Annotated in this window: 20 protein-coding genes; 16 read left to right on the top strand and 4 right to left on the bottom strand. The window is 66.8% G+C overall.

What is annotated here, in order from left to right; genetic code table 11:
* Positions 1–101: 101 nt before the first annotated feature.
* The gene (locus tag HNO81_RS10605) at positions 102–2,273 is read left to right on the top strand and encodes a transglycosylase domain-containing protein (RefSeq protein ID WP_175318094.1); all 2,172 of its coding nucleotides are present in this window, start codon (positions 102–104) and stop codon (positions 2,271–2,273) included.
* A 68-nt stretch (positions 2,274–2,341) separates the two neighbouring features.
* On the opposite strand, the gene HNO81_RS10600 is transcribed toward HNO81_RS10605, so the two are convergent.
* From HNO81_RS10600 to HNO81_RS10590, 3 genes are all read right to left on the bottom strand, one after another.
* Positions 2,342–2,935 carry a DUF1992 domain-containing protein gene (locus HNO81_RS10600; protein ID WP_175318093.1) on the bottom strand — a complete coding sequence of 198 codons (594 nt, stop codon included), beginning with the start codon at positions 2,933–2,935 and terminating at the stop codon, positions 2,342–2,344.
* Positions 2,936–3,095: 160 nt separating this feature from the next.
* On the bottom strand, positions 3,096–3,593 hold the full coding sequence (locus tag HNO81_RS10595) for an SRPBCC domain-containing protein (protein WP_175318092.1): 498 nt from the start codon (positions 3,591–3,593) through the stop codon (positions 3,096–3,098).
* A gap of 12 nt (positions 3,594–3,605) precedes the next feature.
* Positions 3,606–3,938, bottom strand: coding sequence for a helix-turn-helix transcriptional regulator (locus HNO81_RS10590; RefSeq protein WP_175318091.1), 333 nt, complete (start codon positions 3,936–3,938; stop codon positions 3,606–3,608).
* A 90-nt stretch (positions 3,939–4,028) separates the two neighbouring features.
* On the opposite strand from HNO81_RS10590, the gene HNO81_RS10585 reads away from it, so the two are divergent.
* Positions 4,029–4,763: a Type 1 glutamine amidotransferase-like domain-containing protein gene (locus HNO81_RS10585; RefSeq protein WP_175318090.1), complete on the top strand. Its 735-nt coding sequence runs from the start codon at positions 4,029–4,031 to the stop codon at positions 4,761–4,763.
* Between the two features lie 46 nt (positions 4,764–4,809).
* On the opposite strand, the gene HNO81_RS10580 is transcribed toward HNO81_RS10585, so the two are convergent.
* Positions 4,810–5,544, bottom strand: a complete 735-nt coding sequence (locus HNO81_RS10580; protein WP_175318089.1) for a GAF and ANTAR domain-containing protein — start codon at positions 5,542–5,544, stop codon at positions 4,810–4,812.
* A 302-nt stretch (positions 5,545–5,846) separates the two neighbouring features.
* On the opposite strand from HNO81_RS10580, the gene HNO81_RS10575 reads away from it, so the two are divergent.
* The 14 genes from HNO81_RS10575 to HNO81_RS10510 all read left to right on the top strand — a co-directional run bounded on the left by HNO81_RS10575 (position 5,847) and on the right by HNO81_RS10510 (position 13,289).
* Positions 5,847–6,098 carry a hypothetical protein gene (locus HNO81_RS10575; protein WP_175318088.1) on the top strand — a complete coding sequence of 84 codons (252 nt, stop codon included), beginning with the start codon at positions 5,847–5,849 and terminating at the stop codon, positions 6,096–6,098.
* Entirely contained in the window at positions 6,095–6,862 is a 768-nt protein-coding gene (locus HNO81_RS10570; protein WP_175318087.1) for a GAF and ANTAR domain-containing protein, read from the top strand. The genes HNO81_RS10575 and HNO81_RS10570 overlap by 4 nt, the downstream gene beginning before the upstream one ends.
* A 228-nt stretch (positions 6,863–7,090) precedes the next feature.
* Positions 7,091–7,285 (top strand): hypothetical protein, encoded by a 195-nt coding sequence (locus HNO81_RS10565; protein WP_175318086.1) that lies wholly within the window; start codon positions 7,091–7,093, stop codon positions 7,283–7,285.
* A 196-nt stretch (positions 7,286–7,481) separates the two neighbouring features.
* Positions 7,482–7,961 carry an Asp23/Gls24 family envelope stress response protein gene (locus tag HNO81_RS10560; protein WP_175318085.1) on the top strand — a complete coding sequence of 160 codons (480 nt, stop codon included), beginning with the start codon at positions 7,482–7,484 and terminating at the stop codon, positions 7,959–7,961.
* The gene (locus tag HNO81_RS10555; protein ID WP_175318084.1) at positions 7,958–8,149 is read left to right on the top strand and encodes a DUF2273 domain-containing protein; all 192 of its coding nucleotides are present in this window, start codon (positions 7,958–7,960) and stop codon (positions 8,147–8,149) included. Before HNO81_RS10560 ends, HNO81_RS10555 begins: the two co-directional genes overlap by 4 nt.
* A gap of 2 nt (positions 8,150–8,151) precedes the next feature.
* Positions 8,152–8,538, top strand: a complete 387-nt coding sequence (locus HNO81_RS10550) for a hypothetical protein (protein WP_175318083.1) — start codon at positions 8,152–8,154, stop codon at positions 8,536–8,538.
* Complete coding sequence (locus HNO81_RS10545) at positions 8,535–9,116, top strand: hypothetical protein (RefSeq protein ID WP_175318082.1); 582 nt, start codon at positions 8,535–8,537, stop codon at positions 9,114–9,116. Before HNO81_RS10550 ends, HNO81_RS10545 begins: the two co-directional genes overlap by 4 nt.
* A complete protein-coding gene (locus HNO81_RS10540) occupies positions 9,113–9,730 on the top strand; it encodes a hypothetical protein (protein WP_175318081.1) in 618 nt (205 codons plus the stop codon). The genes HNO81_RS10545 and HNO81_RS10540 overlap by 4 nt, the downstream gene beginning before the upstream one ends.
* Positions 9,731–9,764: 34 nt before the next feature.
* Positions 9,765–9,995, top strand: coding sequence for a CsbD family protein (locus tag HNO81_RS10535; protein WP_175318080.1), 231 nt, complete (start codon positions 9,765–9,767; stop codon positions 9,993–9,995).
* A gap of 111 nt (positions 9,996–10,106) precedes the next feature.
* Positions 10,107–10,673: an RNA polymerase sigma factor gene (locus HNO81_RS10530; RefSeq protein WP_175318079.1), complete on the top strand. Its 567-nt coding sequence runs from the start codon at positions 10,107–10,109 to the stop codon at positions 10,671–10,673.
* On the top strand, positions 10,670–11,251 hold the full coding sequence (locus HNO81_RS10525) for an Asp23/Gls24 family envelope stress response protein (RefSeq protein ID WP_175318078.1): 582 nt from the start codon (positions 10,670–10,672) through the stop codon (positions 11,249–11,251). Before HNO81_RS10530 ends, HNO81_RS10525 begins: the two co-directional genes overlap by 4 nt.
* Positions 11,248–11,583, top strand: coding sequence for a hypothetical protein (locus HNO81_RS10520; RefSeq protein ID WP_175318077.1), 336 nt, complete (start codon positions 11,248–11,250; stop codon positions 11,581–11,583). Before HNO81_RS10525 ends, HNO81_RS10520 begins: the two co-directional genes overlap by 4 nt.
* 130 nt (positions 11,584–11,713) lie before the next feature.
* Positions 11,714–12,172, top strand: coding sequence for an SRPBCC family protein (locus HNO81_RS10515; RefSeq protein ID WP_175318076.1), 459 nt, complete (start codon positions 11,714–11,716; stop codon positions 12,170–12,172).
* Positions 12,173–12,251: 79 nt separating this feature from the next.
* Positions 12,252–13,289, top strand: a complete 1,038-nt coding sequence (locus HNO81_RS10510) for a nitronate monooxygenase (protein WP_175318075.1) — start codon at positions 12,252–12,254, stop codon at positions 13,287–13,289.
* The last annotated feature ends 12 nt before the right edge of the window (positions 13,290–13,301 follow it).

Here is a 13,301-nt window from a genome sequence, read left to right as displayed (position 1 = left end):
CGTCAATGGTCTGGCGTGACCAAATCCTGACCTGTCCGGGTCTGGTCCGTCCCCTGGCCGGAGCGTATCCTGATCCCACCTTCGAGCGCGGGGGTGGGGAATTGGCACGGAAGCGAAGGCACAGGCGCGGTGTGGGGGCAGCCCTGGGAAGGTTCCTGGGATTCCTCGCAGCCAGTGCCCTGTGCGGGGTGCTGGCGGCAAGCCTGGTGGTGCCGGCCGTCGCGGCTGCTGGAATAGGCGTCAGTTCTTCCATCGGGTTTTTCGAAAACCTGCCCTCGGAACTCACCGTTCAGCCGCCGTCGCAGGCCACCAAGGTCCTGACGTCCGACGGGCAGCAGATTGCCACTTTCTTCGCGGAGAACCGCGTGCGGGTCCCGCTGGACCAAATGTCGCCCTTCATCAAGGACGGCATCGTCGCCATCGAGGACAGCCGGTTCTTCGAGCACGCCGGCGTGGACCCGCAGGGGATACTCCGGGCCGTGGTGTCCAACCTGACAAAGGGCGGCCAACAGGGTGCCTCCACCATCACCCAGCAGTACGTCACCAATGTCCTGAACGAGGCACAGCTTTCGCAGGACCGGCCGGAAGCGGTGGTCCTCAACGGACAGAAAAACCTCGGCGACAAGCTGCGCGAAATGAAGCTGGCCATTGCTTTGGAGAAGAGGTTCACGAAGGACCAAATCCTGGAGGGGTACCTGAACATCGTGTTCTTCAGCAGCAACGCATATGGCATTGAAGCCGCTGCGCGGTATTTCTTCAGCACCACCGCCAAGGACCTCACCCTTCCCCAGGCGGCTCTGCTGGCTGGCCTGGTCAACAGCCCCACCCTTTACAATCCGGTCACCAATCCCGACACGTCGGTTCTTCGAAGAAACCACGTCCTGTCCGAAATGCTGCGCCTGCACAAGATCACGCAGGCGCAGCACGATGCGGCCGCGGCCACCCCCATCCAGCTGACCATCACACCCCAGCAGCAAGGCTGCGCCAACGCTGCCATGGCACCCTACTTCTGCGACTACGTTTCCCACCTGATCCTGAACAATCCCGCCTACGGGCCTACCGAGGCGGAACGCGAGCGGAGGCTCTACCGCGGGGGCCTCACCATCACCACCACCCTGGACAGCAGGCTCCAGGCGGCCGCCCAGGCCCAGGTGGACGGGACGGCGGGCGAAAATCCGGACCACTGGGCAGCCTCACTGCTCAGCCTCCAGCCCGGCAGCGGAAAAATCCTGGCAATGGCCCAAAACACGGTGTTCCTCCCCCAGCCCGGCAGGTTCGACACCAACCTGAACTTCAACGTGGATGCCAGGGATCCCCAGGGAAACACCCTGAATGGCGCCGGTGGGTTCCAGCCGGGTTCCACCATGAAGCCCTTCACCTTCGCCGAGTGGCTGAATGAGGGTAAGCCGCTCACCGCTCAAGTGGACGCTTCCCGCCGGGTCTATCCGTTGGGGTTCCCGTGGAAGGACAGCTGCGGCAAGGTGCTGGGTGCGTACAGCACGGCGCAGGCAAACCCTGCCCTCGGCGCTGCCGATGACCTGCAGAATGCGGAGGACGGCTTCTACCGCCCGATGCCGGTCAACTACGGCCTGTACAACTCCATCAACACCGCCACTTTTGCCTCCGCAGCCCAGCTCGACTTCTGCGGCATCCAGAAGATGGTGGACGCCGTCGGCCTGCACAGCGGCCTGGACGGCACCCCCGTCAACATGCACCAGCTGGGCAACCTCCTGGGCGGCACCGGCGTGGCACCCCTGACCCTGGCAAATGCCTTTGCCACGTTCGCTACGGAGGGCCGCTACTGTGCTCCCATCGCCCTGGTTGATGTCATTGATGCCGCCGGGGCTAAACTGCCCGCCCAGGCCCCCGACTGCCATGATGCCGTCAAGCCGGATGTGGCCCGCGGCGTCAACTCGGTACTGCAGGACGTGCTGAAGAAGGGTTCCGGCGTCTGGATCAATCCGAAGGTGCAGGACAAGGTTCCCGCCGCCGCCAAGACCGGCACGTCGAACACCAACGGGTCCACGTGGGTGGTGGGGTACACCACCGGCCTGGTTACTGCGTCCTTTTTTGGAGATGCCCTGGAGGGCCAAAAACGGGCGGGCCAGAATGTAACCATCAATGGCACGTTCTATCCCCGCCTCGACGGTTACATGATCGCCGGGCCGCAGTGGGCCAACTACATGCTCCAGGTGGCACCGCTTTATCCCGCGGGTCCGTTCGCGCCTCCGCCCGCATCGATGATTGGCCCCAACCCCAATTACAGGCCGTAGCCAGGGGGCCAGACCGACAGGTACTGCTACGCCGCCTGCGAGCTGTTCGGGAAAGCAGACCCAGACGCCTACCCCGCGCCCTTCCAGAGCCGCTTCCACCAGGACCGCTCCGGCTCCGGTGCGACCGGAGCGTCCGCAACACGCCGGTCACGGCGGCTGCGCCAGCGCTCCACTTGCTCCTCTACGTCACGGGTGCTGGTGACCACCGGCGGGCCGCCCTGGAGCTGCCGGCGGGCGTCGATGACGCGCCGGTTGAAATCCTGCAGGATGTCGCGCACCTGCTGCTCGGTGTATTGGGCGTCCAGTTTCGCGTCGAGCCCGGCGTCCTCGGTGCGCAACAAAATGGCTGCCGGGCCCAGGCCGCTGATGTTCTCGCGTTGGATCAACCCCTTGACCCACCAGTCGGGATCGTACGATTCACCCAGCCCGGGGATCGGTTTACCCGCGTACTTCAGGTTGTCGAACTTGCCCTGCGCCATGGCATCGCGGACCAGGTACTCGGCGCGGGCGGCATCGGTGACTTTCCTGCGCTTCTCCCGTTCCTGCGCATCGAGGGCGTCCAGCGCAGCTTCCTCTTCGGCAGTGATGCCGGCACCCCGGTATGAACGGGCCTCGGCGGCACGCTCGAGTCGCTTGCGGAAATCCCCTGCCCCGCCGCCCATCGCGCCACCGCCTTCCCTTTGCTGGTCTTAGGCTTCCAGTATTCAGCGGTGGGCCTGCGGGTTCAACGCCTGGGGATCCACCGCCCGGGGGTGGGCGGACGACGGCGGGCCCTCCCGCCGTCGTCCGCCCACCTGGCGTCCCGGCCAAGGTGGGGCGGCATCAGGCGTTGGCGTGCTCGGCGAGGATGCCGTCGATCTGGCCTACGGCTTCCTTCAGGCCTTCCTCCATGCCCATCTGCATCATCTGCTGCAGCTGTTCCTCGGATTCGAAGATGGACAGCATGGTCATCCGGGTGCGGTCCCCCAGCGCTTCCAGGGTCACCGTGGCGTGGCTGACGCCGAATTCCCCGGTGGGGTTGCCGTCGCTGTCCGCGAACCCGTCGTCGAATTCCAGCCGGCGGGGCGCGTCGATGCCGGTGAACTCCCACCAGCCGTGTGCCCGGTCTCCTTCGGGGCCGGTCATGAAGTAGCTGGCCTTGCCGCCCGGAACGAAGTCATGCTTGTAGAACGTGGCGGGATAGGTGGGCGGCCCCCACCAGCGCTCCAGCTGGCGCGGGTCCTCAAAGAGCTGCCAGACGCGTTCCACGCCGGCGTCGAACTCTGCGACGAGGGTGAGGCTCAATGCTTCGGGGTTCTTTTCCGTACTGATGACTGTCATGGCAATGCCTTCCTATCCTTCAGCGAGAATGTCGGCCATCCGGTCGGCACGCTGCCGCCAGATCTGCTCATAGCCGTCGAGCAGCCGGCGGGCTTCCTGCAGTCCTTCATGATTGCCCCGCACGATCTGCTCCCTTCCGTGCTTTTCCTTGGTGACCAGGGATGCACGCTCCAATACCGCCACATGTTTTTGGACGGCGGCGAAGCTCATGGCGTAGAGCGCAGCCAGGCCGGAGACGGAGTACCCGCCCAGGGTGACGCGGCGGACAATGTCCCGGCGGGTGGAATCGGCAAGCGCCTGGAAGAGGCGGTCCAGTTCGTTTTCACTCAGCGTTTCTACAACCATTTGGTTGTACGTTAGTCCGGCACCGGGGGCACGTCAAGGGCTATTTGTTGCCGCCTCCGCCGAAAGGCTGCAGCCGGTATCTTGAAGCCCATGAGCATCTTCCTTGCCGGCGCCGGCCCGGATCCGCAGGCTTTCCCCGGCATATTCGACCGTTTCGCAGACGACGTGCGGAGGCATGCCGGCCCGGGCCGCACACCCCGCGTTGCCGTAGCGGTCCATCCCGGCGGCGGGAGCCTGCAGGACATTCTGGAGGCCTGTGCGGGTCCCCTCCGCACCAGGCTTGGGGGCGCGATCGTGGCGGTCCCGCTGGCAGCAGGCAGCCCGGCCGATCCCACCGCATTCAGCGGCGCGGACGGCGTGGTGGTGGGCGGAGGCCTGACGCCGGCGTACTGGGAGGGCCTGCGCCCGGCAGCTGCCGCGGTGTCCCGGCTGGTTGCCGGCGGCACCCCCTATCTGGGGTTCTCCGCCGGTGCCATGGTGGCGCCCCGCCGGGCACTGATCGGCGGCTACCGGATCAACGGGGTGGAGGTATGCGGGGAGGAGTGCGGGGAAGGCCTGGACGCCGTGGACGTCCGGGACGGCCTGGGGCTGGTCCCGTTCGCGTTGGATGTGCACGCGGCCCAGGCCGGAACACTAAGCCGCGCGGTGGGCGCCGTGGCTGCAGGCCTGGTGGAACGGATGGTTGCCATTGATGAAGGTACGGCCGTAGTGCTGGAAGCCGCCGGTGCCGGTGATTACCGGGTGATCGGCAGCGGGAACTGCTGGGACATCCGGCAAACCGGCGGCACCGCGGCAGTTTCCGTTTCCGTTCGGGCCGCCGGCTGACCGGACGGCAGCAGCCGGCGGATTGCGGGAGCCCCGGCGTTCGGGCCTACGCGTCGAAGTGGGTTTGGATGTTGCTCCCGGAGAGCTGCTCAATGAGCTCCGTTGCCACGTCCCGCAACTTCCGGTTGCGGTTGCTGGAGACCTTGGTGAGGATCTTCATCGCATCCTCCTGGGAGCACCGGTTCTGCGCCATGATCACGCCGCAGGCCAGGTTGATGGCGGTCCTGCTCTCCAGGGCAGCTTCCAGGTCATCCGCCCGGTTCTGCGCGGCGTGGATGCGGACGGAGAGGTGCAGCGTGTTGTGGGCAGCGGCGGCGAACCCGGCGGCCTTGTCGTAGACGTCCGCCGTGAAGATGCCCGGCCTGGTTGCGAAGAAGTTCAGTGCGGCGCTGGCCTCACCGCTGATCTCCAAAGGCACGCCCAATGTGCTCTGCACGCCCCGCTTTGTGAGCTCGCGGCTGTACGTGGTCCACCGGGGATCGCGCGCGACGTCGTCAACCAGCACCGGCGCCATCTCACGCAGTGCGCGGATGCAGGGTCCGTCCCCCAGCGCCTGCTCAATGAGGTCCAACTCCAGGGCCCTGGCACTGGAGCCTGCCGCCGTGGTGGGGCGGCGACGGAGCTTCAGGGTAACGGCGCATTCGATGGTGTCCCCCGCGGCCTCTGATACTGCAGCCGCCGCCATTCCCGAGAGCCCGGACAGGAATTCCACGGCATTTTCAGCGCCCACCAGGACCTCCTGGAGGTGCTGCACGGTCACGTTGTCAGCAGGATTCAGCATGGGGTTCATCTTACGGTTACGGCGCCCGCCTGGTCCGGAAATTCACGGAGCGGCCGGCATTCCCGCCAAGCTGCCCTGACGTATACCGCAAACCCGTGCGGGAGCGTAGTGTCAAAGGTAGGAGATTTCGGGATGGCAGCAGGATCCAGGGGTTGAATACATCGGGACGTCAGCGTTCAAGAGCGGCGGCCACCAGTCCGGCACCAGGTGCGGGGCGCAACCCGGGATCGAGGCCATATGGCCGTGAACCACGCACAGGCAACCCATCCCCCTATTCCCGCGCCGATGAGCGGACCGCAGGCATGAACGCCGACTGGACCGGCGACCCTGACCAGCTGATGGAAGCCGACGAGCAGCGCAGGGATGTGGCCCGTCGCTTCCGCAGCACGCAGGTGCCGATGATCAAGCTGTGGACGTACTACTACGGTCTCGGCGGGGACGCTGACGAGATGTCCTTTGATGCCTACCTCAATGAAGCGCTGCATCTCCCGGCATCCCAGGTGGCGTTGATAGCGACGGCCATGCGGGAATTGTCAGCGGGTGGGGACCAATGACCGGCAGTGGGGAGCAGCCGCTCCCGGAACCGGGGGACCTGCCGCTGGAAGCGATGGAACTGTCGTTGCAGCAGTTAGTGCTGGAGAGTCCGGACATCAAGGCCTTCCTCACCGAGCTGGCGGTACTGGCCAGTAAGCGGTTGTCCAGCCCCGGGAACAGGATCCACAGCGGCGTCACCGTCCTGCGGCAGAAGCGGCCGCAGGCCGTGGCGGCAAGTGACGCCGCAGCGCAGGCCCTCGATGAACTGCAGAACCGATTCGGCCAGGGCCCGTGCCTCACCGCGCTCCGGCAGGGAAGCACGCTCCTGGTGCCGGACCTGGCCGCCGAAGACCGCTGGGGGCCATATGTCCGCACCGCCGAACAGCACGGCGTCTCCTCCATCCTGGCCGTGCCGCTTGACCTCGCCGGGGACGCCGAGGCCGTCCTGAACCTCTACTCCGGCCGGAGCAACGGATTCTCCGGCGAAGACATCACCACCGTAGAGTCCTTTGTGGCCCAGGCAGCCAGCTCGCTGCGGCTGATCCTGCGGATTTCACAGCTGAAGGAAGCCCGCAATGACCTCACCGCCGCAATGCAGTCACGCACGGTGATCGACATGGCCATCGGGGCAATCATGGCCCAGAACCGTTGCGACCGGGAGACAGCTTTCGGCATCCTCACCCGCGCCTCGAGCACCAGGAACATCAAGCTCCGGGAAGTGGCAGCCACCGTCATCACCTCGATTTCCGGGGAACAGAGGATTACCGCGCATTTCGACGACTGACTGTGCCGTCCGTCACACGTGATGAGATTCACTCGCAATAATTCGGCAATATGGTTGAGCCGGCCCTCGAGCCATGGGCACTATTGACTGGCAGGGCGGGAACCATCCGCCCTTGACATCCTGGTGACGCAACGAGGCCCACCGGTGAGCGCAGGCCACCGACCCTCCGAGCGCGGACAGGCCACTGCCGGACGATCGAACCGGCTTGATACAGGAAAGTACTGAACAATGACGTTTAACACTGCCGAATCCGTGACGCTGAAAATCTGGGACCGGACCTCCCTCCACGAGACCCTTGATTCCGCGGTCTCGGACCTCTCCACGCGGCACAACACCACCACGTGCCGCATCGCCGTCACCTGCAGCGGACCCAACACCTTCACGCTGAGCGTGCGCGGGAATGAGCCCGCACTGGCCCTCTAGGGGATACCCCGCGAAGGGGCGTTGACGACGCCGGGATCAACCCGGCGTCGTCAACGCCCTTTTTGCTGCCCTCACAGCAGTGTGATGACGATCACAAATACTTTTGCGTGAGGTTTCGCCCTGCCACTGCGTCTTACATGTGAGGGCGCAGGACGCGCCCCTGAATCCAGTTCCACAACAAGAAGGAGCGACGCACATGACCACGCAGACGCAAACCCCGGCCACGGTCCAGCAGAAGCAGACGGCTGCCGCCCCCGGCCACGAGCTTTCGGCAGCAGGCGGCAATGACGGCCGTGGACGCACCACAGTGGCAGACGGCGTCGTGGCCAAGATCGCCGGCATCGCCATCCAGGAAATCGAGGGCGTGCACGCCCTGGGCGGCGGCGCAGCCCGTGCCCTGGGCAACCTGCGCGAAAAGGTTGGCCAGAAAGACCTGACGCAGGGTGTCAGCGTCGAGGTGGGCCAGACCCAGGTTGCCGTGGACGTGACCCTCGTGGTGGAGTACCCGCACCCCCTGCAGCAGGTGGCAGACAACGCCCGCGATGCGGTCTACTCCGCCGTGGAGGACCTGGTGGGCATGGAGGTCACCGAGGTCAACATCACCATCACCGACATCCACGTTCCGTCCGAGGATGACGACTCGGACGACGCCGGCCACGAGCCGAGGGTTGCATGACCCCGGTGGTTGCCGGGGCGGCCGGCGGGGCCGTCCTGGCGTTGGCCGCCCTGGCCTTCGGCTTCTGGGGCTTCCTGCTGATGGCAATCTTCATGGGAATCGGAGCCGTCCTGGGCAGGGCAGCCGAAGGCCGGCTGGACCTCGGCGCCGTCCTGGATGCCCTCCTCGGCCGCCGCTCGTCATCGTGACGGTGCAGGCGTCCACGCGCCAGGGCCATACCCGGATCGAGCAGGCCGCCCTGCGCCACACCCTGGAAGCGGTGGCGGCCGGCGCGTTCAAGGTTAGAAGCGGCGACGTGTCAGCCACGCTGCACGACGACGCGGGGAAGTTGGGGGTGGACCTCCAGGTCCGCCTCCCCCCTCCCCCGCTGCTGGGGCCGGCCCTGGCGCCTGGCGCATCCGGACCGGAGCGGCAGCCGGCGTTTGAACAGGCAAGGATCGCCAGGCTCAGGATCTCGTCCCTGGGCCAGCACATTACCGGGTTGCAGTGCGGCCGCATCAATATCCGCCTTGGAGCGGGTGGCCGCGCCATCCAGGAAGACCGGGTGGACTCCGGTCAGGACAGGAGGAGACCGTGAACCAGGCGCGCATCACCAACCGCATCATCCGCCGGGAAACGCATTCGTCCCGCTCGGGGTTGTCCATCCCCACCGCAATCCTGGTGTTGGCCGCCTGCCTGTGGCTGGGAACCGAGAGCATCTTGTCGATGCTGGGGCAGCCTGCACTGCTTGCCTCCCCCGGCCACCTCGCATCGCTCACGGCAGAAGTTCCCCATGCCGTCCTGCCCGCAGGCCTGGTGGCCGGCGGAGCCGTCCTGGCGCTTGTGGGCGCCGGACTGCTGGTCGCCGCAGTCAAGGGTGGGCGGCGCGGAAGGCGTGCCATGGTCAGTGACCGCAGCGCCCTGGTGGTGGATGACGAAGCAATTGCAGCCGCTATTTCCCGCAAGGTCCGCCTGGCAGCCAACCTGGCCCCCGAGCAGGTGGCCACCACCGTGGCCCGGAACCACGCACGGGTAAGCGTCCGCCCGACGTCGGGCATCACCCTTGACCCGGAAGTCCTCACCGCGGCAGCCGCTGACGAGGTGGCAGGGCTGCGGCTCCGCAGGGCCCTCCGGGCGCGGGTCCACATTGCCACGGAAGGAGCAGTAGGCCGATGAACAGCACGAACAGGGCCGTGAACAGGCTCTTCCTGGCCATTGCCGGGCTGGTGCTCCTGGGCGCGGGTTTGCTGGCCGCGGGAGCGGGACTGGTTCCCGGCATCGCAGACCAGTGGACCGCCGTCGCCGGCGGCTTGCTGGAACGGTGGCAGGCACTGCTTTCAACCGCTCCGGCACCGGAGCCCCTGGGCAGCTGGTGGACCCTCGCCCTGCCCGCGTTGCTGCTCCTTGGCGCCGTTGCCAGCATCTTCTGGCTGACGCGCCAGGGCGGCGGACGGACCGGAACTGCGGCCGGCGAACAGGATCCGGAACTTGGGGACACAGCAGTGGACGTCTCCTACCTGGCAGCAGGTGTGGAGCAGGCACTGAAGGGCAACAGGGCCGTCGTCGGAAGCTCCCTTACCGCTTGGCGCGGCCGCAACAAACGGAACGAATCCAGTGCCCTCCGGCTCACGCTGCAGGCCCGTAAAGGCGCCTCCCCGCGTGAGGTGGCGGACCTGGCAGAGGACCTGGTTGGCGCAATTGACGCGCAGCTGGGCCATCACCCCACCGTTCTGGTCCGAATAGGAAGTGGAACCAGGACAAAGCTGGCCAGCGCACACCGCGCCGGCTGAGCAGGAAACAGGAAACAAAGGAAAGGAATCGATCATGGGACTCGACGACAAGCTCAACAACGCAGCCACCAACCACCTCGGCGCCGCCAAGGAAGGCGCGGGAAAGCTGACCGGCAATGAGGAGCTGGAGCGCGAAGGCCAGCGGGACCAGGCCCAGGCCAAGCTGCAGGAAGCCGGCGAGAAGGTCAAGGATGCCGCCAAGGGCATCGGCAGCAACCTCAAGGACGCTGCGGCCAAGGTCAAGGAGGGCTTCAGCAAAGAGTAGGCAGTTCCCCCTGCGGCAGGCCCGTTCCACCCTTGTGGTGGGCGGGCCCGCCTGCCCCTCAGGCGCTCGCGCCGATAGTGAAAGCAGAATTCGGTGACAGGATTACCCTTGGTGCGCGACCAACTGGACGTGGTCCCCGATGCCATCCTGGCCGGCAGGGCAGCCGACGGCGACACGGCGGCCTTCGAGTCACTGGCCCGGCGCTATGGTCCGCACATGCGGGCGGCCGCCCGGCGCCTGACGGGTTCATACGCCGACGCGGATGACGTGGTGCAGGAAGTGCTGGTGCAGGCTTGGCAGCAGCTGGACACCCTGCGCGAACCCGCCGCAGTGAAGGGCTGGCTGCTCCGGCTCACCGGCAGCCGCAGCATCGACCTGCTGCGCAGGCGGCGCAACCACGCCAGCTTGGCCGCAGCGGACGGGGATGCACCGGCGGACACCGTTTCCCCGGAAGCCGGGCCGGAGGCGGCGGCCGTTGCCGGCGCCGGCCTGGAGTCCCTGAAGGCGGCCCTCTCGGCATTGCCCGAGGAGCAGCGGCGCTGCTGGATCCTGAAGGAAATCAACGGCCAAAGCTATGAGGAGATTGCCCGGACCCTGAACATCAGCCCAGCCAGTGTCCGGGGACGGCTTGCCCGTGCCCGGACTACACTGGTCCGCGAAATGGAAGATTGGCGATGAGCATGCCCAACGACACGTTTGAGTGCGGCCACACGATCGAGGAACTGAGCCTCTACCTGGACACCGGTGAATTTCCCGACCCGGCGCACTTGGAGTCCTGCCCGGAATGCCGCAACGGCCTCGACTCCCTCCGCCGGCTCGCCGCGGCGGGCGGAGAACTGTTCGCCAGTGATCTGGCAGCAGCCGGCAGCGGCAATGACGACTGGATGAAGGACATCCTGGCAAACCTCGCACTGGAACTGCGGCCGGGGCGGAGCATCCCGCTGCGTTCCGACGATCCCGCCGACACCCTGTCCGAAACAGAAGGTTCCATCCTGGCCCTGGTCCGCTCCGTGGCAGACAGCCTGCCGGGAGCTGTCGCCGGAAAAGTCAGGCTCGATGGTGACGTCACGGTTCCGGGCAGCCCCGTGGCGGTCCGGCTGGACCTGGCGGTCCTGTTCGGCCACGCGCTCATGCCCAGCGCGGCGTCGCTTCGGCAGGACCTGGCCGAGGCCCTGGCCCGCCACACCGAGCTGAACATCGCGGCCATCGACATCACTATTACCGACGTCATCGAAGCACCCCGGGAGGAAAAGTGACCAGCGCTTTGCAGCAGGCCATCATGGCGGTCGACGGCGTCACGGAAGTTTTCCCCGCCCGCAACCTGTGGCAGCGCCTCCCCGGCCGGGCGGCGTCCCTGCTCCAGCGGAACGCTGCTGATGCACCGCCGCTGGTGGAGGTCCGCGAGGAAAGCGGCCGTGCCGAGGCAACCGTCCGGATCGGCGTCAGCCCGGACGCCCGGACGCCCGACGTGGTGCGGGCCGTGGCTGCCGCCGTACGGAACCACCTGGCCCCGGAGAAGGTGGCCGTCCAGGTCACCGTGGTCCGCATCGCCGCCGGCGATCCGCCGGCCGCAAGCCAGGAGGACTGACCACCCCACCGGCACCGGGCCCTTCAGGGCTTTCGCCCCTGGTGGGGAGGGGACGGCGCCGATAGGTTCGGCTCATCACCAATGAACGGCCCTGAGCCAGTGATCCGGCCGCGGGCACGAGGAGGATCGCATGGGCCATATCAAGGTAAGCATCCCCATCAATGCACCGGTGGACCGCGTAATTGAGGTGGCATCCGACCCCAGGCACTGGGCCGCGTGGTGGGTCAACCTGGGCGAAGCGGAAAAGATCGAGGGCGACGGCGGCGTGGGAACCGTCGTCGAGCACAAGTACCTGATGGCAGGCGTCCCGTTCCACGTCACCACGCGCGTAACAGGCAGGGAAGAGACCCCCGGGGGCGGACAGCGGCTGCGCCTGGAGTTCGACGGTCCGCTGAAGGGCCGGCAGACGTGGGACTACACCCCCGACGGAAGCGGCAGTACCCTGGTGACCGCCGAGATCGACTACAACGTCCCCGGCAGCGCCATCGGCAAGTTCGCCGATGAACTGATTATTGAGCGGATGCAGGAAAGTGCACGCCAGCAGACGCTGGAGAACCTCAAGCTCATGGTTGAGGCCGGTTCCAGCTGACCCTGGCGGATCCCCTGTCGAATCGGAGTGCCTGCCGGCGTAGCATTCGTCAGGTAGATCCCAACGACCGTGAGGGCACATGGCCACCCAGCATAGAGGCACCAGGTTCCGGTTCGATGCTCTGGCGGTCCCCGTCATCCAGGCGCCCATGGCCGGCGGGCCCTCCACCCCGCAACTGGCAGCGGCGGTCAGCGAAAGCGGCGGCCTGGGCTTCATCGCCGCAGGCTACAAGACCGCCGCGGCAATGCGCACCGAGATCGAATCCGTCAGGGGACAAACGGACAAGCCGTTCGGCGTCAACCTGTTCGTCCCCCAACCATCCGTCATCGACCCGGCGGCACTGCAACGCTATGCGGATTCGCTGGCCCCGGATGCCGGACGCTTCGGAGTTGGCCTGGGCGAGCCACGGCATGACGATGACGGCTGGGACCAGAAGCTCGAGGCATTGCTGGACCTTGCACCGCCCGTGGTTTCGTTCACCTTCGATGTTCCCCGCGCCGGCGACATAGAGGCACTGCGGCAGCGCGGCATCTACGTAATCGCCACCGTCACCAGCCGCGACGAAGCCGTGCAGGCCCTTGCCGCAGGCGCCGACGCGCTCTGCGTCCAGGGTCCGGAAGCGGGCGGCCACCGCGGAACCTTCGCGGCGGATGCCCCTCCTCCCCTGGTGCCGCTGCACGGAATCCTCGGCGGCCTGTCCGATCTGGAAGTCCCCCTGATTGCAGCGGGCGGCATTGCCACCGCAGAGCACACCCGGGCAGCACTCGCGGTCGGGGCAGTGGCTGTGCAGGCCGGAACCGCGTTCCTCTGCGCGGACGAAGCGGGAACCAAGGCGGCGCACCGGGCTGCGTTGTCGGCGTCGGACCATTTCACCACCACCGCCGTCACCCGGGCCTTCTCCGGGCGGAATGCCCGTGGCCTCCAGAACGAGTTCATGCGCCGCCACGACCGCGACGCCCCGTATGGCTACCCGGAGATCCACCACCTCACCTCTCCCCTGCGTGCCGCGGCGGCGGCCGCCGGGGATCCGGAGTGGCTGAATCTGTGGGCGGGCATTAACTACCGCAGCTGCATGCAGGCGCCTGCGGCATCAATCCTGGAAAGCCTCGCGCCGTAAGGGCACCCCACC

It is taken from the genome of Pseudarthrobacter sp. C4D7, from assembly GCF_013359725.1.
Classification (GTDB): domain Bacteria; phylum Actinomycetota; class Actinomycetes; order Actinomycetales; family Micrococcaceae; genus Arthrobacter.
The sequence above is the reverse complement of the archived record's forward strand: the minus strand, read 5'-3'. Positions and strand labels throughout refer to the sequence as shown.